Raw genomic sequence first — 19686 nt, 5'->3', positions numbered from 1 at the left:
CGGTCTGGCCCTCGGCAAGTTCGCGCCGCTCCATCGGGGCCATCAATGGATGATCGAGACTGCGCTGACGGAGACCGAGCGGGTGAGCGTCGTGATCTACGACGAGCCCGAGGTCACCGATGTGCCGCTGCCCGTCCGCGCGGGCTGGATCCGCCGGCTCTATCCCCGGGTGGAGGTGATCGAGGCCTGGGACGGGCCTGCCGTGATGGGCGATACGCCAGAGATCCGCACCCTGCACGAGGACTACCTCCTCGGCACGCTTGGCCTACGCGGCATCACCCATTTCTACAGCAGCGAGTTCTACGGCGCGCATGTCTCCGCCGCGCTCGGCGCCGTGGACCGCCGTCTCGACCCGGCGCGCAGCCGCGTGCCGATCTCCGCCACCGCGATCCGCGCCGATCCTTTCGGCCAGCGCGGTTTTCTTGCGCCCGAGGTGTACCGCGACCTGATCGCCAACGTGGTGTTCCTCGGCGCGCCGGGCACCGGCAAGACCACGCTTGCGCAGGCGCTGGCCGCGCAGCACGGTACGCGCTGGATGCCCGAATACGGTCGCGAATACTGGACCCTGCACCAGCGCGACCACCGCCTCAGCGCCGAACAGCTGGTGGAACTGGCCGAGGGCCATCTGGAACGGGAGGATGCGGCGCTGCTGGACGCCAACCGCTGGCTCTTCACCGATACCAACGCGATCACCACCTGGATCTTCTCGCACTACTACCACGGCTTTGCCTTGCCGCGCCTGGACGCACTGGCGCGGGCTGCCGAACAGCGCCACGACCTGATCTTTCTGTGCCTGGATGATTTCCCCTTCGAGGACACCTGGGATCGCTCGGGCCCGGCCAGCCGCACGCACATGCAAAAGCGCATCGTTGCCGACCTGCGCGCGCGTCGTCTTCCCTTCATCCCGCTGGCCGGCGACCTCGCAACGCGAATGGAAAAAGTGAACGCCATGCTGGGACGGTTTCGCAAATGGCGCTCGCCGCATGAACACACGACGCTGTCCCCGCAGGCAGGCGCCGCATGACTGGGTTCTTCGACGTCGAAACCATCGCGGTGACCGTGCTCGGCTACTCGATGAGCTGGCTGGAACTCGTCGGGACGCTTTTCTACCTCGTGTCCACCTGGCTGATCGCCCGGCGCCGCCTGCCGGGCTGGCCGCTCAACCTCGTGGGCGTGCTGCTTTTCATGCTGCTGTTCTGGCAGATCCGCCTGTATGCCAGCGCCCTGGAGCAGGTGTACTACGTCGTCACCTGCCTCTACGGTTGGTGGTACTGGCAGCGCCGCGATCCGGACACCGGCGACATTCTGCCCGTCCGCTACAGTCCACCCGCAGCCATCGTCACCTGGGCTGTCGTGACTCTGGTCGCAACCGTCGCCGTTGCGCTGCTTCTGACCCGCGTCCACCCATGGTGGCCGGGCCTGTTCCCCGAACCCGCCTCCTACCCGTGGCCCGATGCGTTGGCCATGGTCATGAGCGTCGTCGCGACCTGGCTTCTTGCCCGCAAAAAGGTGGAGTGCTGGATCTACTGGATCGTCATCGACTTCGTCAGCATCGGCCTCTATTACATCAAGGGCGTCCAGCTGCTGGCGCTGCTTTACGCGTGCCTCCTGCTCATTGCCAGCCACGGATTCTGGCACTGGCATCGGACCCGCGTGCGGGAAGGACAGAAGGCGGCGGACTTCGGCGGTTGCGAAGACCTTGGGTGATCGATGTCCAGAGCGTTTGCAGGACAAAGCGCCCAAGTCGTTCTGTGTCTGGGTGAGGACCTGTTGGTCGGGCCTATTGATAATTGCAGTATAAAAAGCTAATGTGATAACGTGATAATACGCTAATGCATAATTCTGTGCCCAAACATCCAATCGCTGAACCTCCATGAAACAACGTCCTGAACCCCTGCCGAAATACGACGCCGTCGTCGCGATCGATGCGCTGGCCCATGTGTTGTCGAAGCTCGATGCTGCAGAAGAAGTCCGCGCCTTCCTCGATGACCTGTGCACTCCTGCCGAACTGGAAGCGATGGGGGATCGCTGGCAGGTGGTGCCACAGTTGTTGAAGGGCGCTCCATATCGAGAAATCCACGAGCGAACCAAGGTCAGCGTAACCACGATTGGTCGCGTCGCACGCTGTCTGGAGCGCGGTGCGGGGGGGTATCGGATCGCGGCGAAGAAACTGGGCCTTTCCTCCGATGTCGAGTGAAACATTCTCATGAGCACTGTCGCCAGTGCGGTGGAGCGCGACCGCCTGCGCATCGCCATCCAGAAATCCGGCCGATTGAGCGAACCGGCACGGGCGCTGCTGGCTTCTGCCGGTCTGAGTTGGCAAGAGAGTCGCGACAGGCTGTTCTGCTTCGGCGTGTCGTTGCCGGTGGATCTACTGCTGGTGCGCGACGATGACATCCCCGGCCTGATCGCTGACGGCGTCTGCGACCTTGGCATCGTCGGCCGCAATGTCCTTCTGGAGCAGGCAGGCGAACGCGCCGAAAGGGGGCAGCCAGCCGTGTTTCGCGAATTGCGTGCGCTCGGATTCGGCGGGTGCCGTCTGTCCATCGCCGTACCCGATGGGTGGGATTGGCAGGGGCCGGCGCAACTGGCAGGCAAGCGCATCGCGACCACCTATCCCAATCAGCTGCGTGCCTGGTTACGCGTGCAGCAGGTGGAAGCCGATATCGTAGTGCTGAATGGTTCGGTGGAAATCGCGCCGCGGTTGGGACAAGCCGACGCGATCTGCGATCTGGTATCCAGCGGGGCCACGCTCGCCGCCAACCAGCTCAAGCCGGTGCTGGATATCGTGCGCAGCGAAGCGGTGTTGGCCGGCCCGGTGCAGCCATTCGGCGATGCACGGGCAGAACTGGTCGACCTGATGCTGCGGCGCATGGACGGGGTGCTGCGCATCCGGGACAGCAAATTGCTGCTGTTCCAGGCCTCGCGCGCGGCGGTGGAAAGCGTGATGCGGCTGTTGCCCGATGCCGAACCGCCGACGATGTGTGCGGTCGATGGTGGTGAAACCTTGGCGCTGCAGGCGCTGTGCCACGGCGCAATGACCTGGCAGCGGCTGGAAGACCTCAAGCGTGCCGGCGCGCGCGGGCTGATGGTTCTGCCGGTGGAGCAGATGCTGGCATGAGGCGGATCGACTGGAACGCGCTGGATGAGGGTGAGCGCGACGCGGTGCTGCGGCGTCCGATGCAGGCGGTGTCTGCGGAACTGCGCGCGGGCGTGCAGGACATATTCGATGCGGTGACCGCTCGCGACGACGCGGCGCTTCGCGCATTCACGGCGAAGTTCGATGGCGTGACGCTTGCTAAATTCGAAGTCGGTGCGGACGAGTTCGAGGCGGCGGGTGTGCGAGTTCCGGCCGACGTACAGGCGGCGATCAACGAAGCCGCCATGCGGATCGAAGCCTTCCACCGCGCCGGCATCGCGCAGCCGTATGAAGTGGAAACCGCGCCGGGCCTGCGTTGCCGTCGCGTGCAGCGGCCGATCCCGCGCGTTGGCCTGTATGTGCCTGCGGGCAGTGCGCCGCTTCCGTCCACGGCGTTGATGTTGTGCATCCCGGCGCGGCTGGCCGGCTGCGCCGAAGTGGTGCTGTGCACGCCGCCGCGCAAGGACGGCAATGCCGATCCCGCCGTGCTGCTGGCGGCGCGGCAGGCGCCGGGCGTGCGCGTGTTCAAGCTCGGCGGCGCGCAGGCGATTGCCGCAATGGCGCTGGGCACGGCCAGCGTTCCTCGCTGCGACAAGCTGTTCGGTCCCGGCAATGCCTGGGTGGACGAAGCCAAGCGGCAGGCCGCGCAGCGTCCGGGCGGCATCGCCATCGACATGCCCGCCGGCCCGTCCGAAGTGTTGGTGATTGCCGATGACGGCGCGAACGCGGCCTTCGTCGCTGCCGATCTGCTGTCGCAGGCCGAGCATGGCCCGGACTCGCAGGTGCTGCTGTTGACCGACAGCGCAATGCTGCTGGAGGCGGTGTCGGTGGAAGTCGATGAGCAACTCGCGCGGTTGCCACGCGCCGACATCGCGCGACGTGCACTGCGCGCATCACGGTTGGTGCTGGTGCGTGACATTGCACAGGCCATCGGGATCAGCGATGCCTATGCGCCTGAACACCTGATCCTGTCCGTGCGCGACCCGCACGCGTGGCTTGCGCGCATCCACAACGCCGGCAGCGTCTTCCTCGGCGACTGGACGCCCGAGGCACTGGGCGACTATTGCAGCGGCAGCAACCACGTTCTGCCGACCGGCGGCGCGGCGCGCGGGTGGAGCGGGCTGTCGGTGGCCAGTTTCCAGAAGGCCATCACCGTGCAGGAAGCCACCCGGTTGGGCATTGCCAACGCCGGCCCCTGCGCCGCCACGCTGGCGCATGCCGAAGGCCTGCAGGCGCACGCGCACGCGGTTGAACTGCGGCTGGAGCAGGCCGCATGAGCGCCACAGTGAACGCGCTGCTGCGCGCGGATCTGCGCGATTTCGGGGGATACAAGTCGGCGCGCAGCGAGGCGCTGACCGGTTCGGTCTGGCTCAACGCCAACGAGTCGGCTTGGGCCAATCCCGGCGATGCCGACGGCCGCCTTCGGCGCTACCCGCAGCCGCAACCTGAAGCGCTATGCGCGCGATTGGCGGCGCTTTACGGCGTTGCGCCGGCGCAGCTGCTGGTGGGGCGCGGCAGCGACGAAGGCATCGACCTGCTGGTGCGTGCGTTCTGTGCGCCGGGGCAGGGCCGCATCGTGATTGCGCCGCCGGTGTTCGGCATGTATGCAGTCTGCGCGCGGCTGCACGGTGCAGGCATCGTCGAAGTGCCGCTGTGCGATGGCGATGCGGGCCTGCGCGCCGATCTGCATGCGATGGGCGATGCCGCGTTGGAGAACGGCGCATCGCTGCTGTTCCTGTGTTCGCCCGGCAATCCCTCCGGCGAATGGCTGCCGCTTCCCGGGATCGAGACACTGGCGCGCCGCCTGCGCGGGCGTTGCATCGTGGTTGTCGATGAGGCTTACCTCGAATATGCCGACGCGCCATCGGCAACGACGTTGTTGGCGGATCACGACAACATCGCCGTGCTGCGCACACTGTCCAAGGCGCATGCGCTGGCGGCGGCGCGCGTCGGCTGCGTGTTGGCCGCGCCAGAACTGATCGTAGCGCTGCGCCGCTGTCAGGCGCCGTATCCGGTGCCGCAGCCGGTTGTTGATGCGACGCTTGCCGCGCTGGAACCGCAGGCGCTGTCCGCCACGTTGGCGCGCATCGTGCAGGCGCTGGAATGGCGCGATCGGCTGGCCGAAGGCTTGTGCGTATTGCCGGGTGTTCGTCGCGTTTATCCATCCGCCGGCAATTTCCTGCTGGTGCGTTTCGATGATGCCGATGTAGCTTTTTCCGCGCTGCTGTCGGCAGGCGTGGTGGTGCGCGACATGCGCGCGATGCCGCAGCTTGGCGATGCGCTGCGCATCAGCATCGGCGCGCCGGAAGAATGTCGCCGGGTGCTGGCTGCACTGGCCGTTCCCGCCATGGAGGCAGCGGCATGAGCGGCACGCCAATGCTGTTCGTGGATCGCGACGGCACCCTGATCGAGGAGCCGGACGATTTCCAGATCGACGCCTACGACAAGCTGCGCTTCGTGCGTGGCGTGATTCCCGCCTTGCTGAGATTGCGCGACGCCGGCTACGACTTCGTCATCGTCAGCAATCAGGACGGGCTGGGCACCGACGCCTGTCCGCGCGAGCGCTTCCAGGGGCCGCACGACCTGATGCTGCAGGTCTTCGAGAGCCAGGGCATCCGCTTCCGCGAGGTGTTGATCGACGACAGCTTCCCGCACGAGAACAAGCCGACCCGCAAACCCGGCATCGGCATGATGCTGGGCTATCTTCAGGATCGCGGCATCGACTGGGCGCGTAGCGCGATGGTGGGCGACCGGCCCACCGACATCGAATTCGCCAACAACATGAAAATCCGCGGGTTCCAGCTCGCCACCGCGCAATTCGGTGGCGAGTGGGATTGGGCGGGCATCGCCCATGAACTGGCTGATGCGCCGCGTCGCGCCGTGGTTCAGCGCGATACGAAGGAAACCCGCATCCGTGTCGAAATCGACCTGGATCGCGTGGCTGAGCCGCAGGTATCCACGGGCCTTGCGTTCTTCGATCACATGCTTGAACAGATCGGCAAGCACGGCGGGTTCGCGCTGGCGATCCGTGCCGATGGCGATCTGCACATCGACGAACACCACACGGTTGAGGATACCGGCCTTGCGCTGGGGCAGGCACTGCGCGAGGCTCTGGGCGACAAGCGCGGGATCGCCCGCTACGGCTTCACCCTGCCGATGGACGAATGCCTGGCGCAGGCGGCGCTGGATTTCAGCGGGCGGCCGTATTGCGTGTTCGAAGGCGCGTTCAAGCGCGAGTGCGTCGGCGACCTGCCCACCGAACTGGTGCCGCATTTCTTCCGTTCGCTCTGCGATGCGTCCGGCCTGAATCTCAACCTGAAAGTGCAGGGCGAGAACGATCATCACCAGATCGAAGCCTGCTTCAAGGCGTTGGCGCGTTCGCTGCGGCAGGCGATCCGGCGCGAGGGTGCGGAGCTGCCATCGACCAAGGGCCTGCTGTGACCCGCGTTGTCGTCATCGACGCCGGAGGGGCCAACTTCGGCTCGGTCTGCCACGCACTGGAACGGCTGGGCGCAACGCCACAGATGGTGCGCGACGCCGACGGCCTGCGCGATGCGCAGCGGATCGTCCTGCCCGGCGTGGGCGCGGCGGCCCCGGCGATGGCGCTGCTGCGCGAACGCGGTTTCATCGACGCGCTGCGCACTATACGAGTACCGCTGCTCGGCATCTGCCTCGGCATGCAGCTGCTGTTCGAATCGTCCGAGGAGGGCAACGTGGCCTGCCTCGGCCTGTTGGCGGGCCACGTGCAAAAACTGCGCGGCGGTGCGGGATTGCGCGTGCCGCACATGGGCTGGAACACGTTGGAGCCGATGGTGGCTTCGCCGCTGCTGGCCGGTCTTGCCGAGGCGGAACAGGCGTATTTCGTGCATGGTTATGCTGCGCCCGTCACCGCGGATTGCATTGCCGCCTGTACGCACGGCGAACGCTTCGCCGCGATGGTGCAGCGTGGCGTTGTGGCCGGTATGCAGTTCCATCCCGAGCGCTCCGCCGCCGTCGGTGCGCGCCTGTTCGCCCATTTCCTTGCGTGGACGCCATGAGCTTCACCCTCTATCCCGCCATCGACGTGCGCGGCGGAAAAGTCGTGCGCCTGCGTCAGGGCGACTATGCCGATGAAACCCGCTATGGCGACGATCCGCTGGCCTTCGCGCGGCGCCATGCGGAGGCCGGCGCGACGTGGCTGCATCTGGTCGATCTGGACGCCGCCCGTGCGGGTGGCTACACGCTGCGACCGCTGCTGCGCGGCATCGTGGCGCAAACCGGATTGCAGGCGCAGACCGGCGGCGGCGTGCGCAGTCGGGACGATGTGGCTGCCCTCCTTGATGCCGGCGCATCGCGCGTGGTGATCGGCTCGCGTGCGGTGAGTGAGCCGGAAGCGGTGCTGGCCTGGCTGGACGAATTCGGCGACGAACGCATCACCGTGGCGCTGGATACACGACAGGCCGAAGATGGCGCATGGCGTCTGCCGGTGCATGGCTGGACGGACACCGCAGCGGAAACGCTGGATGATCTGGCCGTGCGCTATGCCGCTGCCGGACTGCGCCATCTGCTGTGTACCGACATCGCCCGCGACGGCATGCTGGCTGGTCCCAATATCGCGCTCTATCGCCATCTGCGCGCGATTGCGCCGGCGCTGGCGTTGCAGTCCAGCGGTGGCGTGCGCAATATCGCCGACATCGCCGCCGTGCGCGAAGCGGGTTGCGCAGGCGCGGTGCTGGGCAAGGCGCTGCTGGAAGACCGCATCGACCTGCGCGAGGCGCTGGCATGCTGAGCCGCCGCCTCATTCCCTGCCTCGACGTGCGCGATGGCCGCGTGGTCAAGGGCGTGCGCTTCCGCGACCACGTGGACATGGGCGAGATCGTCGAACTTGCCATGCGCTATCGCGCTGCCGGCGCCGATGAACTGGTGTTCTACGACATCGCAGCCAGCCCGCAGGGGCGCAGCGTGGCGCGCGATTGGGTGGAGCGCATCGCACGCGTCATCGACATCCCGTTCTGCGTGGCCGGCGGCATCCGCAGCGTGGAGGACGCGCGCACGGTGCTGCGCGCGGGCGCGGACAAGGTGTCGATCAACACGCCGGCGCTGGAACGCCCTGCGCTGATTGCCGAACTTGCCGAAGCGTTCGGCGTGCAGTGCGTGGTGGTCGGCATCGACTCCTTGCGCGAGGCGGACGGACAGTGGCGCGTGCGCACGCATACCGGTGCGCCCGATGCGATGCGCGCTCCCGGAAAACGCACGCTGGACTGGGTGTGCGAGGCGCAGGCGCTGGGCGCGGGCGAGATCGTGCTCAACTGCATGGGCAGCGACGGCGTGCGCGGTGGCTTTGATCTCGAGCAACTGCGCGCGGTGCGCGCAGTCTGCGACGTGCCGCTGGTGGCTTCGGGCGGCGCGGGCGCGATGGCGCATTTCGCCGAGGTCTTTCGCGAGGCCGACGTGGATGCCGCGCTCGCCGCCAGCGTGTTCCATTCCGGCGCGGTGGAACTCCCCGTGCTCAAACAGTTCCTGCACGGGCAGGGTATCGAGGTACGGCTGTGAGCATGACCATGACCATGACCATCGACATCGACGCGCTGGCCTGGGAAAAGCAGGGCGGCCTGTTGCCCGCCATCGTGCAGGACGCGACCACGCGGCGCGTCCTGATGCTGGGCTACATGAACCGCGAGGCGCTCGCAGCCACACTGGCAAGCGGCAAGGTCACGTTCTACAGCCGCAGCAAGCAGAGATTGTGGATGAAGGGCGAAAGTTCGGGTGACGTGCTGGATCTGGTCGGCATCGAAGCTGACTGCGACGCCGACACTTTGCTGGTGCAAGCGTATCCACGCGGACTGACCTGTCACCTCAAACGTGCCAGTTGCTTTCCCGATGCCCCCGGCGATGGGCTTGCGGAACTCGATGCACTGATCGCACAGCGCGAACGCGAACGCCCCGAAGGCAGCTACACCACCAAACTGTTCGAATCCGGCACCCGCCGCATTGCCCAGAAAGTGGGCGAGGAGGGCGTGGAAACCGCGCTGGCGGCGGTGGCGCAGGACGATACGGCGGTGCTCGGCGAAGCGGCCGACCTGCTGTATCACCTGCTGGTGCTGCTGCGCGCGCGCGATCTGTCGCTGGATGCCGTGATTGACGTATTGGCTGGGCGCCGTGTCGCATCGGCTTCCTGATTGCCTGCAGCGCCCCGACTCTGTTTCCCCGTGGCTATCGCGGGGCCGCCACGCTCAGGATGTTCAATGGTCTGGATGCAGCCGCAGGCGCGCTGGTTGGCCGGATTCCATCGCGATCAGGGCGTGCTGTTCGAAGCGGCGCAGCAGGAAGTCGTCGAACGCTGCGGTCGTGTCGAAGGCGAGCAGGCTGGGTTCGCAGGGCCAATGGCCGCTGGGGTCGCGATTTTCGGCCGGCAGGATGGCGATGCCGGCGCGTTCCAGCGCATGCAGCAGCCACTGCTGGCGCAGGGCGTTGGCGGAAGGGATGAGCACCGCGCTGTACGGATTGCAGGCGGTGACGACGATGGCGCGGTGGGCGCCACGGCGCGCCAGTTCCGCGTCCAGCGCCCGATTGGGCTGGCCGATGCGAAGCCGGGTGGACAGCTGCGGAATGCGGTAGTCGGCGGCTTCATAGGCTGTGCGCAGGTGCGACGGCAATGCCGGCGGTGGCGGCGCGGCGTCCAGCGGCAAACGCAGGTCGAATTGACGCATGGCGGCCAGGGCATCCAGATCGGGCACCCCGATGCCGGCGGGATCTCCTGCCGTGTAGAGGGTGACGTGCGGCAGCGTTTCCGGGATCGATAGCCCGGCCGCTTCCGCAAGCGCCTGTCGGAACCGGGAAAACGCCGGAAGTTCGACCCATTCGACCACGCTGGCGCAGGGCAGGGCTGGGCCATGTTCGAGTTTCGTCTTGCGCAGCACGCTGCCGTTGCCGGTGCGCCGAAGGCTCCAGTCGAACTGTGATGCGAGGCTGCGGATCTGCTCCGCGCTCAGCCTTGTGCGCACGGCAGCGGCGAGTGCGCGCCCGAGCAGGGTGACGTGCAATTCGGTCTTGCGCTGCAGGAGCAGGCCATCGAGCTTCAGCGTTTCAGCGGCAGGCCAGTCTCGGCCATTGGCCACGGAAAGCAGCAGCGCGTCGCCGTGCAGGGCGATGGAGGTGGACTCTTGCCGACCGGTCAACGGGATCATTCCCGCATTGTGGCAAAGCGCGGTGTGCCTGCGCGGCAGGCAACCCGACGCAGGAAGCCGGGCAGGCTACACTCGCGGCAAGGACTGGATTCGGGGGCAACCCATGACGCGCAGGCAACTCAGTTTCCCGCTCTACCTGCATATCACCTTGCTGTCGGTCGTGCTGGTGTTCGTCACCGGCGAAACGCTGCGCTGGTTTGGCGACGCGATCCCCGGTGAAGGGGAATTCCTGATTCTGGTCGCGTTTGCCGCGCTCGTCGCGCTGCTGATCTCCCGGCGCATCGCCGCGCCGCTGGCCCGGCTTGCAAACGAATCCGAAGCGGTGCGCCGATTCGATTTCACCGATCATCCGGTCGTCCAGTCTTCGGTGCGCGAGATCGACGCGCTGGGTGCGGCCTTCGACCTGATGCGCGATGCGGTACGCCGGTTCCTGCGCATCAACCGGCGGCTGGTGACCGAAACCGATTTCGAAATCCTGCGGCCCTGGCTGCTGGACAAGCTGGTCGATATTGCCGAGGCGCGCGGTGGCGTGCTCTATCTGGCCGATGCCACCGGGGCGTTGCGGGTGAACGCATTGGACGTGGAGGGCGGCAAGGCCAAGCCGGCACCCGACCTGCCGCCGCTGTCGCCCGATGCGCTTCCCGGGCTGATGGAGGCGGCGCGCACGGCAACCCATCCGGTCAGCGGCCACCTCACCGTCGAAGAACTGTCGGCGCTGGGTCTGGATGCGGCGCTGGCAATCCCGGCGATGCTGGCGCTGCCGCTGCGCGATCGTCACGATCAATTGCTGGGCATGCTGCTGCTGTTCAAGGACGACGAAATCGACGAGGCCAGCGCGCGTTTCATCGAGGCCCTGACCGCCAGCGCCGCCAGCGCGCTGGAAACCCAGGAACTGATCAAGGAACAGAAGGACCTGATCCAGGCCACCATTCGCATGATCGCCGGCGCGATCGACGAGAAAAGTCCGTACACCGGCGGCCACTGCGCGCGTGTTCCGGAACTGACCTTCATGCTGGCGCGCGCGGCCTGCGCGCAGGATCGTGGCCCGTATGCGGAATTCCAGTTGAGCGATGACGATTGGGAGCAACTGCACATCGCCGCGTGGCTGCACGACTGCGGCAAGGTGACGACGCCCGAATACATCGTCGACAAGGCCACCAAGCTGGAGACCGTCTACAACCGCATCCACGAGGTGCGGATGCGCTTCGAGTTGCTCAAGCGCGATGCGCAGATCGCCTATTGGCAAGGATTGGCGGGCGGCGCCGACGAGGCGGCGCTGCGCGAAGCGCGCGATCGGCAGCTGGCCGAGCTCGATGGGGAATTTGCCTTCGTCGCGCGCTGCAACGTCGGCGGCGAATTCCTGCCGCCGGAGCAGCAGGCCCGCCTGCGCGAGATCGGCGGGCGCCGCTGGCTGCGCACGCTGGACGATCGGCTTGGCCTGTCGCGTGAGGAACTCGAACGACTGCCCCAGCCTGCGCCCACGCTGCCGGTCGAGGAGCCGCTGCTGTCCGACCGCACCGAGCACCGGATTCCGCGCCCCGAGTCGGAGCGGATCGAGGAGGGCAATCGATGGGGCTTCGCGATGGATGTTCCCGAACTGCTCTACGACCGCGGCGAGTTGCACAACCTGACGATCAACCGCGGCACCCTGACCGCCGAGGATCGCTACAAGATCAACCAGCACATCGTGCAGACGATCAAGATGCTGGACGAACTGCCGCTGCCGCGTCACTTGCGGCAGGTTCCCCGGATTGCCGGCGGCCACCACGAAAAGATGGACGGCACCGGCTATCCATGCCGGCTCGATGCCTCCCAGCTGAGCCTGGAAGCGCGGATGATGGCGATCGCCGACATCTACGAGGCGCTGACCGCAGCCGACCGCCCCTACAAGCCCGCCAAGACCCTGTCCGAATCGATCGCGATCATGGCCAGGATGTGCAAGGATCGGCACATCGACCCCGACCTGTTCGCGCTGTTCCTGCGCACCGGCGTCTATCGCGACTATGCGGAACGCTATCTGCGGCCCGAGCAGATCGATGCGGTGGACGTCGAGGCTTCCATCCGGGCCAGCGTTGCGTGAGCTGGCCTGGCGCAGTGTTTGCTTGCGCTCAGCGCTCGACGCAGACCCGGTTGCGGCCTTCGCGCTTGGCGCGATAAAGAGCGGCATCGGCCGCGGCCATCAACAGACCACGGGTCGCGCGATCGGGCGAAAAACTGGCGATTCCGATGCTGATCGTGATCTTCTGCGGTTCCCCGCCCAGGGGAAACGTCATTGATTCGATCCGGGCGCGCAGGCGCTCGGCGCTGTGTTCAGCGTCATCGCAGGAGGTTTCCGGCAGCAGCAGGGCGAATTCCTCGCCGCCGATTCGCGCCGCCACTTCGTCGCCGCGCGCATGGTCGCGCAGTGCCAATCCGATCCCGCGCAGGACTTCGTCGCCGGCGATGTGTCCGTAGCGGTCGTTGACCGGCTTGAACAGATCGACGTCGATGATGCACAGAGCCAGCGGGCGGTCGTGGCGGGTGGCGCGGGCAAGTTCCTTGTCGGTCACTTCGCAGAAATGACGGCGGTTGTAGAGTTCGGTCAGCGGGTCGTGAACGGCCAGCTGATAGATCTCCTCGTGGTAGCTGGCCTCGACGCTGTCCTGGGAAATGAATTTGAGGATGCTGTCGCCCACCGTGATGCGATCGCCGTCTTCCAACGTCGTCACGCGATCCAGTCGCTTGTCGTTGACGCGGGTCGGGTTGGTGGCGCCCAGATCCTCGATGCGGTAGCGCAGACCGTCGCGCCAAATGCGGCAGTGCTGGCGCGATACGCTTTTGTGGCCGATCTGCAGATCGGCATCCTGCACCCGCCCAACCAGCAGGGGGTGGTCATGGATGTCGATGCGCTTGCCAAGTCCTTCGCCGTGGATCACCACGAGGCAGGCCGAACGTGGCGCAGGGCGATCCGGCCCCGGGCTGAACTGGGTGCGCTGCGTAGTATCCTCAAGTTGTTTGTCGCAGGTCATGGGCATGGATCAGGGGCAACAGTTCCAGTGTAGCCGCGATGACGCGGCCCGTCTGCGGCGACTGGATCTCTGCAGGGCAAGAAAAATGCCTGCCTACGGATGCAGGCTGCATGGCTGGTTGGAACTTGGGAATGGGCATGGGTGAGGACAGGCAGGACGACCCGGAGCGCACCGAGCTGATCGCCACCCGCGGCCCGGTCGCAACCGGCGATGGCGAAGTCCTGCCCGAGGGGACGAGGATCGGGAACTACCGCATTCTCCAGCAGGTCGGGCACGGTGGCATGGGCGATGTCTATCGCGCCGAGCAACTCGAACCGGTGCAGCGCGAGGTGGCGCTTAAGCTGGTGCGCACGCGTCGGCTGGATGCGCGTCATGTCGCTTATTTCGAAGTCGAGCGGCAGCTGCTGGCGCGCATGCGGCATCCGGCCATTGCCCAGATCCACGATGCCGGCACCACGCCAGATGGCCATCCCTATTTCGCGATGGAGTTCATTGCGGGCACTCCGATCACCGAGTACTGCGACTCTCACCGACTGCCGCTGGCCGACCGGATCAAGCTGTTCATCCGCGTCTGCGAGGGTGTCCAGCATGCCCACCAGAAAGGCGTGATCCACCGCGACCTGAAGCCGGGCAATCTGTTGGTTGACAGCGTCGATGGCCGGCCGCTGCCCAAGATCATCGACTTCGGAATCGCCACCGTGAGCGCGGATTCCGGAGGGCGCGAAGTCGCCGGAACGCCCGACTACATGAGTCCGGAGCAGGCCGGCGACGATCCCTCGCTGGTCGATGCCCGCAGCGACGTCTTTGCGCTTGGCGTGGTGCTCAATGAACTCCTTACCGGGCAGCGTCCGCTGGCGTCCGGCGAGACAAGAAACCGCAGCGAACGTACGCTGCGCCTGCCTTCCGAACAGATGTCCACGCTGTCGCCTGGCGACGCGGCGCGCGTTGCGCAGGCGCGTGGGCAGAGCCTGCCGCACATGCGCAAACTGTTGCGCAGCGAATTGGACTACGTCGTCGCCAAGGCGCTGCGCCATGAGCGTTCGGAGCGCTATCCGACGGCGGCGGCGCTGTCCGAAGACCTGAAGCGGTTCCTCGACAATCAACCTCTGGAGGCGGTGCCACCCGGCCGCGGCTATGCGCTGCGAAAATTCGCGGCGCGCCATCGTACCGGCATCATGGCGGCAACCCTGGTGCTGCTCGCATTGATCGGCGGGTTGGCGCTGTCGGTCTATGGCCTGCTGCAGGCGCGCGCACAGCGTACGATTGCGATGCAGCGCAGCGCCCAATTGGAGAAAGTGGCGGCCTTCCAGCAGGCTATGCTGGAAAACATCGACATCGAAGCGATGGGCCTGGGCGTGGCCAGCGACCTGCGCGCACAGGTCGTCAAACAATCCCCGGAGTCCGTAGCCGCGCTGGATGCCGCCCTGACGCATGCCAGCACCTCGGACCTTGCGCGTGGGGTGATCGATCGGAACATCCTCGACAACGCCGATCGCGCCATCGCCCGTGATTTTTCCAACGATCCCGCGATCGCGGCGGACCTGCGCGAATCGGTGGCGCGCGTGCGGCTCGGCCTGGGACTTCCGGAACAGGCGGCGCGAGCGTTTGCCGAAGTGGCCGCCTGGCGAGGAAGAACGCTTGGCGCGTCGGCGCCGGAAACCCTGAAGGCGCAGGACGAGTGGGCGCGCGCCTTGCTGGACGCAGCCGACGCAAAGGGCGCGCAAGGCGTGGTGGAGCGCGCCATGGCCGCGCTGGCGCCGTTGCCTTCCGACGATCCGCTGCGAATCCGTCTTCGTGTGGATCAGGCCGATGTCACTGCGGCGCTGGGCAATCGTGCGATGGCGCGAACGATGCTGGAAGCCGTCCGTGCGGACGCCATCCGCCTTCGCGGTGAGCGCGATCCGGCAACGATGGAGGCGACCGACCGGCTGGCCATCCTTCTGGGGCGGATGGGAGATCCGGATGCCGGGCGTCGACTGATGGAGGCACTGGTGCCGATGCGAGTGCAGGCGCTGGGGCCGGAAGCGGCCGACACGCTGGCTTCCAAGCACAATCTGGCGGTCATGCGGATCATGACCGGCGATGCCGAAGGCGCGGTGGCCCTGCAGCGCGAACTGGTCGCGACCCAGACCCGTCGTCTCGGTGCCGAGCATCCATTGACCCTGGCGGATCGCGGCAACCTGGCAAACATGCTCAACGACAGCGGCAAGCCGAAGGAAGCGATTCCGATTTCGCGGGAAGTGCTGGCGACACAGGTGCGCCTGCTGGGTCCGGACGATCCGCGCTCCTTGCGAACCCGCCTCAACCTGTCGTCGTTCCTGGCCCGCACCGGCCAGTATGAAGAGGCGCTCAAGCTCCAGCAGCAAGTGCTAGATGCGCGACTCCGCTTGCTCGGGCCGCGCCATCCGGACACGCTGTTCATCGAAATCAACAACGCCGCCACCTTGCATCAGGCAGGGCAGGATGCCGACGCGCTGGCGCGCCTGAACCGGGTGCTGCCGGTGGCCCGCGAGGTTCTCGGGGAACGCGACCGCCAACTGCAGGTTGGCTGGGACATCCATGCGCAGGCTGCGGAGAGCCTTGGGAAGATCGATGTGGCGGTGGCCTCGTGGCGCGAGTTGCTGCGCCTGCGCGAAGCGGCCTATGGCCCGCGCAATGAAAAGACCGTGGATGCGGCGTGGCAGGCCGAGGGCCTGCTGCGCAAGCAAGGACAGACGGCGCAGGCCGATGCCCTGCGTGCGCGCTACGTGACGCCGCTGCTGCAGGCCGATCCGGCCACGCTGGACGAACGGCAGGTCGCCATGCGCGAGAACATCATCCGGACCGAACGCGACGAAGCGCAGGCCCGGGACCGGCACTGAGCACCCGCAGTAGGCGGGTTTGTCACACCACCGGAGGGTTGGATTTGCACAGCGCCTTGGAGGCCGCACGGCGCGCCAGGACGGCTTCGCGGTGGGCGATGTAGAAGGCCGAGGCCAGGATGATTCCAGCCCCGACGATGGTGGGCATGTCGATGGCTTCATCGAAGAACAGCCAGCCGGCGAAGGCGACGACCGGCAGCTGGGTGAAGCTGATCGGCGTCAACGCGGAAACGTCGCCGAGCTTGAGCGCGCGCGTCCACAGCAGCTGACCGGCGGTGCCCATGATCCCGGCCAGCAGCAGCCACAGCCAGACGATGCCATGCGGCATTCGCCAAGCCCACAGTGCGGGAACCAGGGTCATCGGTACCCACAGCGCGTAGGTCCAGAACACGATGGTGTCGGCCTTGTCGATCGCCGAAAGCTGCTTGATCTGGATGGCCACCAGCGCGCTGAGCATGGCTGAGGCCACCGCCACCAGGGAGCCGGCGCTGAACGCGTCGGAACCTGGACGGACGATCACCATCACGCCGATGAAGCCGCCGATCACCGCAGCCCAGCGACGTGCGCGCACGCGTTCGCCCAGCATCAGGATCGCCGCGACGGTGACGAAGATCGGCGAGGAATAATTCAGCGAGATGGCTTGCGCCAACGGCAGGTGCGCGATGGCCCAGAACCCGCAGAACATCGCCGCCACGCCGATCGCGCAGCGCACCACGTAGCGCGGCAGCTGGCGGGTGTGCACGCTGGCCAGGAAGGCTTGCCACGGCCGCGGCTGGCTGGACATCGGCAGGAACAGCAGGGCGAACAGGATCAGGAAACCGAAGAGGACGCGGAAGAAGGCGATTTCCCAGGTCGGCGCGCTGGCGGAAGCCAGCCGGATGAAGAGCGCCATCAGGCCGAACCCGAACGCACTGGCCAGCATCAGCAGGGCCGCGCGTGCTTGCGTGCCGCGCGGCGCGATGGCCGGGGAAGGCGGCGAGGCGTTCATCGGATGGAGATGCAGGCAGGTGAGTGCTTCACCAACGGGCTCCCACGATCCTCGGCTCCGGCTGCAGCGCAATGCCGAAGCGCGCCTCCACATCGGCGGCGACCCGGTGCGCCACCTCCAGCAGCTGCGCGCCGGTGGCCGTTCCGTGGTTGACCAGCACCAGCGCGTGGCTGGGCGCGATGCCGGCATCGCCTTCCCGGCGACCTTTCCAGCCGCTGCGATCGATCAGCCATGCGGCCGAAAGCTTGGACGTGGTCGGATCGCCGGAAGGATAGGTGGGCAGGTCGGGGTGGTCGAGCGACAGCGCCTGTGCGGTCGAGGCCGGAACGATCGGATTCTTGAAGAAACTGCCGGCATTGCCGAGCACGGCCGGATCGGGCAGCTTGCGGCGGCGGATCCGCATCACCGCTTCGGCCACCTGCGGAGCGCGTGGCGCGTCGGTGATGCCCATGGCGGCAAGTTCTTCCTTCAGGCCGGCATAGTGCAGCCGCGGCGTGAACGCCCGCGCCAAACTGAATTCGACCGCCGTCACCACGAAGCGATCCGGTTCCTGCTTGAACAACGAATCGCGATAGGCGAAGGCGCAGGCGTCGGGCGCGAGTCGCGTGAACGCGCCGGTGCTTCGGTCGAACGCTTCCACGGCGTGGATGTGCTCGCGGACTTCGACGCCGTAGGCGCCGATGTTCTGGATGGGCGCCGCACCGACGGTGCCGGGGATCAGGGCGAGGTTCTCCAGTCCGCTCAGGCAGTGTCCCAGCGTCCACAGCACGAAATCGTGCCAGGCCGCGCCGGCTTCGGCGCGCACCAGGGTGTCCTCGCCAATTTCCCCGATGCGCCGGATGGACTGGGTCGCCAAGGCCAGTACGATGCCTTCAGGATCGGCGGCAAACAGGATGTTGCTTCCGCCGCCAAGGATCAGCGGCCTCGCGCCGCGAGGCATCGCGTGCGCGAACAGTTCCGGAAGTGCTTCGGCGCGCGTGACTTCCACCAGCATCGGCGCGCGCGCGGCCACGCCGAAGCTGTTGCGCGCGTCCAGCCGCGCATTTTCGATGATGCGATACCCGTCGACGCTGGTATTCATTCCAGCGGCAGGGCTCCGCTGCGGGCTTCCTTGCGGCGGCGCAGCGCATCCACGCATTCGCCGATCAGGGCCGGCCCTCGATAGACGAGGCCGGTGTAGGTCTGCACCAGCACGGCACCGGCTGCCTGCTTGGTGGCCGCGTCGGCGCCGTGCATGATGCCGCCGACGCCGATCATCGGGATCTCGTCTGGCAGGCGCGTGCGCAACATCCGCAGCGTGGCGGTCGCCAGCGACAACAGCGGCGCACCGGACAGCCCACCCGCCTCATCGACGTGGCGTGAAGCCTCGACGCCTTCGCGGGACACTGTAGTGTTGGTGGCGATCACGCCATCGACCTTCAGGTCGCCGAGTACGCGAGCGGCAGCGTCGATGTCGGTTTCGCTCAAATCGGGCGCGATCTTGACCAGCACCGGTACGCGCTTGCCGTGGATGCCTGCAAGTCGCTCTTGTTCGTCCCGCAGGATGCCGACCAGTTGCCGCAACGCCTGCTCTTCCTGCAGTTCGCGCAGGCCGGCGGTGTTCGGTGAGGAAATGTTGACCGCGACGTAATCGGCCAGCGGATAGACGTGGCGCAGGCAGTGCACGTAGTCGCCTGCGGCTTCCTTGTTTGGCGTGCCCTTGTTGCGGCCGATGTTGATGCCGAGCAGGGCGTCGCCGCGGCGTTTGGCGCGTTCGACGTTGCGCACCAGCGTTTCCACGCCGCCGCTGTTGAAACCCATCCGGTTGATGATCGCGCGCTCGCGTTCGAGCCGGAACATGCGCGGGCGTGGGTTGCCGGATTGCGGCTTGGGCGTCACCGTGCCGATTTCGATGAAACCGAAGCCCAGCGCCATCAGCGCGTCGATGTGGGCGCCATCCTTGTCGAGCCCGGCGGCCAGCCCGACCGGATTCGGGAAGGTCAGGCCGAAGGCCTTGGTCGGCAGCGGCTTGGGCGGTGTCGACAGCAACGGAGACAGGCCGCAGCGGTGCGCAGCCTGCAGTCCGGCCAGCCCGAGCCGGTGCGCGAGCTCCGGCTCGAGAAAGAACAGGAAGGGGCGACTGAGCGCGTACAAGCCTTCAGTGCCCGGCGGTCGCGATGAAAGCCAGCAGTGCCGCAAGTCCGCCGAAGAACAGGATCGCGATGAGGATGCCGATGATCGACAGGGCGATGACCACGTAGCCCATGACCAAACCGGCCACCGCCAGCCCGTCGCCGTCCAGCGTCTCCGGCGAGCGCCGGATTTCCGCGCGCGCCATGTGGCCGGTGACGATGGCGACCAGGCTGCCGGCGAACGGCAGCAGGGTCCAGCCGAGGATTCCGAAGATCAGGCTGATCAAGGCGAGCGTGCTGTTGCTTCGAATCGGCGTGTTCATGAGGATCCTTGACGGTCGGGACGCGGGGCTCGGGCTTGGGCTTGGGCTTGGGATCAGACGTCGAACCTGATTCCCTGTGCCAGTGGCATT

Annotated in this window: 19 protein-coding genes; 13 read left to right on the top strand and 6 right to left on the bottom strand. The window is 66.7% G+C overall.

The annotated features are described in order from the left end of the window. Positions 1–49: 49 nt before the first annotated feature. The 11 genes from Q0X16_RS07045 to hisIE all read left to right on the top strand — a co-directional run bounded on the left by Q0X16_RS07045 (position 50) and on the right by hisIE (position 9297). Positions 50–1024, top strand: a complete 975-nt coding sequence (locus Q0X16_RS07045) for an AAA family ATPase (protein ID WP_297832512.1) — start codon at positions 50–52, stop codon at positions 1022–1024. Continuing rightward, positions 1021–1707 (top strand): nicotinamide riboside transporter PnuC, encoded by a 687-nt coding sequence (gene pnuC / locus Q0X16_RS07040; protein WP_297832510.1) that lies wholly within the window; start codon positions 1021–1023, stop codon positions 1705–1707. The genes Q0X16_RS07045 and pnuC overlap by 4 nt, the downstream gene beginning before the upstream one ends. A gap of 166 nt (positions 1708–1873) precedes the next feature. Next, positions 1874–2197, top strand: coding sequence for a YerC/YecD family TrpR-related protein (locus Q0X16_RS07035; protein ID WP_297832508.1), 324 nt, complete (start codon positions 1874–1876; stop codon positions 2195–2197). A 9-nt stretch (positions 2198–2206) separates the two neighbouring features. Then, complete coding sequence (gene hisG / locus Q0X16_RS07030) at positions 2207–3121, top strand: ATP phosphoribosyltransferase (protein WP_297832503.1); 915 nt, start codon at positions 2207–2209, stop codon at positions 3119–3121. Continuing rightward, the gene (gene hisD / locus Q0X16_RS07025) at positions 3118–4416 is read left to right on the top strand and encodes a histidinol dehydrogenase (RefSeq protein ID WP_297832500.1); all 1299 of its coding nucleotides are present in this window, start codon (positions 3118–3120) and stop codon (positions 4414–4416) included. Before hisG ends, hisD begins: the two co-directional genes overlap by 4 nt. Beyond that, positions 4413–5504 carry a histidinol-phosphate transaminase gene (gene hisC, locus Q0X16_RS07020; protein ID WP_297832496.1) on the top strand — a complete coding sequence of 364 codons (1092 nt, stop codon included), beginning with the start codon at positions 4413–4415 and terminating at the stop codon, positions 5502–5504. The genes hisD and hisC overlap by 4 nt, the downstream gene beginning before the upstream one ends. Beyond that, positions 5501–6580, top strand: coding sequence for a bifunctional histidinol-phosphatase/imidazoleglycerol-phosphate dehydratase HisB (gene hisB, locus Q0X16_RS07015; protein WP_297832492.1), 1080 nt, complete (start codon positions 5501–5503; stop codon positions 6578–6580). Before hisC ends, hisB begins: the two co-directional genes overlap by 4 nt. Continuing rightward, positions 6577–7176: an imidazole glycerol phosphate synthase subunit HisH gene (gene hisH, locus Q0X16_RS07010; RefSeq protein ID WP_297832489.1), complete on the top strand. Its 600-nt coding sequence runs from the start codon at positions 6577–6579 to the stop codon at positions 7174–7176. The genes hisB and hisH overlap by 4 nt, the downstream gene beginning before the upstream one ends. After that, on the top strand, positions 7173–7907 hold the full coding sequence (gene hisA / locus Q0X16_RS07005) for a 1-(5-phosphoribosyl)-5-[(5-phosphoribosylamino)methylideneamino]imidazole-4-carboxamide isomerase (protein WP_297832486.1): 735 nt from the start codon (positions 7173–7175) through the stop codon (positions 7905–7907). Before hisH ends, hisA begins: the two co-directional genes overlap by 4 nt. Continuing rightward, positions 7901–8671: an imidazole glycerol phosphate synthase subunit HisF gene (gene hisF / locus Q0X16_RS07000; protein ID WP_297832483.1), complete on the top strand. Its 771-nt coding sequence runs from the start codon at positions 7901–7903 to the stop codon at positions 8669–8671. The genes hisA and hisF overlap by 7 nt, the downstream gene beginning before the upstream one ends. 8 nt (positions 8672–8679) lie before the next feature. Next, entirely contained in the window at positions 8680–9297 is a 618-nt protein-coding gene (gene hisIE / locus Q0X16_RS06995) for a bifunctional phosphoribosyl-AMP cyclohydrolase/phosphoribosyl-ATP diphosphatase HisIE (RefSeq protein WP_297832480.1), read from the top strand. A gap of 63 nt (positions 9298–9360) precedes the next feature. On the opposite strand, the gene Q0X16_RS06990 is transcribed toward hisIE, so the two are convergent. Further along, on the bottom strand, positions 9361–10305 hold the full coding sequence (locus tag Q0X16_RS06990) for a DUF3293 domain-containing protein (RefSeq protein WP_297832478.1): 945 nt from the start codon (positions 10303–10305) through the stop codon (positions 9361–9363). Positions 10306–10408: 103 nt separating this feature from the next. Between Q0X16_RS06990 and Q0X16_RS06985 the strand changes: the two genes are divergently transcribed. After that, a complete protein-coding gene (locus Q0X16_RS06985) occupies positions 10409–12385 on the top strand; it encodes an HD domain-containing phosphohydrolase (protein WP_297832475.1) in 1977 nt (658 codons plus the stop codon). Between the two features lie 28 nt (positions 12386–12413). Here the strand turns inward: Q0X16_RS06985 and Q0X16_RS06980 are convergent, their stop codons facing one another. Beyond that, complete coding sequence (locus Q0X16_RS06980; RefSeq protein ID WP_297832470.1) at positions 12414–13313, bottom strand: GGDEF domain-containing protein; 900 nt, start codon at positions 13311–13313, stop codon at positions 12414–12416. 137 nt (positions 13314–13450) lie between these two features. Here Q0X16_RS06980 and Q0X16_RS06975 point away from each other — a divergent pair, with 137 nt between their 5' ends. Next, positions 13451–16174 carry a serine/threonine-protein kinase gene (locus Q0X16_RS06975; protein WP_297832467.1) on the top strand — a complete coding sequence of 908 codons (2724 nt, stop codon included), beginning with the start codon at positions 13451–13453 and terminating at the stop codon, positions 16172–16174. A 22-nt stretch (positions 16175–16196) separates the two neighbouring features. Here Q0X16_RS06975 and Q0X16_RS06970 read toward each other — a convergent pair whose 3' ends face one another. The 4 genes from Q0X16_RS06970 to Q0X16_RS06955 are packed head-to-tail and all read right to left on the bottom strand — an operon-like array spanning position 16197 to position 19596. Continuing rightward, on the bottom strand, positions 16197–17162 hold the full coding sequence (locus Q0X16_RS06970) for a DMT family transporter (protein WP_297832464.1): 966 nt from the start codon (positions 17160–17162) through the stop codon (positions 16197–16199). A gap of 28 nt (positions 17163–17190) precedes the next feature. Beyond that, on the bottom strand, positions 17191–18243 hold the full coding sequence (gene murB, locus Q0X16_RS06965; RefSeq protein ID WP_297832461.1) for a UDP-N-acetylmuramate dehydrogenase: 1053 nt from the start codon (positions 18241–18243) through the stop codon (positions 17191–17193). Next, positions 18240–19295, bottom strand: a complete 1056-nt coding sequence (locus tag Q0X16_RS06960) for a quinone-dependent dihydroorotate dehydrogenase (RefSeq protein WP_297832458.1) — start codon at positions 19293–19295, stop codon at positions 18240–18242. Before Q0X16_RS06960 ends, murB begins: the two co-directional genes overlap by 4 nt. 4 nt (positions 19296–19299) lie before the next feature. Next, positions 19300–19596 (bottom strand): DUF4190 domain-containing protein, encoded by a 297-nt coding sequence (locus tag Q0X16_RS06955; protein WP_297832455.1) that lies wholly within the window; start codon positions 19594–19596, stop codon positions 19300–19302. Between the last annotated feature and the right edge of the window lie 90 nt (positions 19597–19686).

The sequence above is a fragment of the Thermomonas sp. genome, from assembly GCF_025993755.1.
In the GTDB taxonomy this organism is placed as follows: Bacteria; Pseudomonadota; Gammaproteobacteria; order Xanthomonadales; family Xanthomonadaceae; genus Thermomonas.
Note: the sequence above shows the minus strand (reverse complement) of the source record. Positions and strands in the feature narration are given on the sequence as shown.

Coding starts and splice junctions, on each gene's coding strand:
- Q0X16_RS07045 (WP_297832512.1), top strand. CDS start 50: ATGATCGAGACTGCGCTGACGGAGACCGAGCGGGTGAGCGTCGTGATC.
- pnuC (WP_297832510.1), top strand. CDS start 1,021: ATGACTGGGTTCTTCGACGTCGAAACCATCGCGGTGACCGTGCTCGGC.
- Q0X16_RS07035 (WP_297832508.1), top strand. CDS start 1,874: ATGAAACAACGTCCTGAACCCCTGCCGAAATACGACGCCGTCGTCGCG.
- hisG (WP_297832503.1), top strand. CDS start 2,207: ATGAGCACTGTCGCCAGTGCGGTGGAGCGCGACCGCCTGCGCATCGCC.
- hisD (WP_297832500.1), top strand. CDS start 3,118: ATGAGGCGGATCGACTGGAACGCGCTGGATGAGGGTGAGCGCGACGCG.
- hisC (WP_297832496.1), top strand. CDS start 4,413: ATGAGCGCCACAGTGAACGCGCTGCTGCGCGCGGATCTGCGCGATTTC.
- hisB (WP_297832492.1), top strand. CDS start 5,501: ATGAGCGGCACGCCAATGCTGTTCGTGGATCGCGACGGCACCCTGATC.
- hisA (WP_297832486.1), top strand. CDS start 7,173: ATGAGCTTCACCCTCTATCCCGCCATCGACGTGCGCGGCGGAAAAGTC.
- hisF (WP_297832483.1), top strand. CDS start 7,901: ATGCTGAGCCGCCGCCTCATTCCCTGCCTCGACGTGCGCGATGGCCGC.
- hisIE (WP_297832480.1), top strand. CDS start 8,680: ATGACCATGACCATCGACATCGACGCGCTGGCCTGGGAAAAGCAGGGC.
- Q0X16_RS06990 (WP_297832478.1), bottom strand. CDS start 10,305: ATGATCCCGTTGACCGGTCGGCAAGAGTCCACCTCCATCGCCCTGCAC.
- Q0X16_RS06985 (WP_297832475.1), top strand. CDS start 10,409: ATGACGCGCAGGCAACTCAGTTTCCCGCTCTACCTGCATATCACCTTG.
- Q0X16_RS06980 (WP_297832470.1), bottom strand. CDS start 13,313: ATGACCTGCGACAAACAACTTGAGGATACTACGCAGCGCACCCAGTTC.
- Q0X16_RS06975 (WP_297832467.1), top strand. CDS start 13,451: ATGGGTGAGGACAGGCAGGACGACCCGGAGCGCACCGAGCTGATCGCC.
- Q0X16_RS06970 (WP_297832464.1), bottom strand. CDS start 17,162: ATGAACGCCTCGCCGCCTTCCCCGGCCATCGCGCCGCGCGGCACGCAA.
- murB (WP_297832461.1), bottom strand. CDS start 18,243: ATGAATACCAGCGTCGACGGGTATCGCATCATCGAAAATGCGCGGCTG.
- Q0X16_RS06955 (WP_297832455.1), bottom strand. CDS start 19,596: ATGAACACGCCGATTCGAAGCAACAGCACGCTCGCCTTGATCAGCCTG.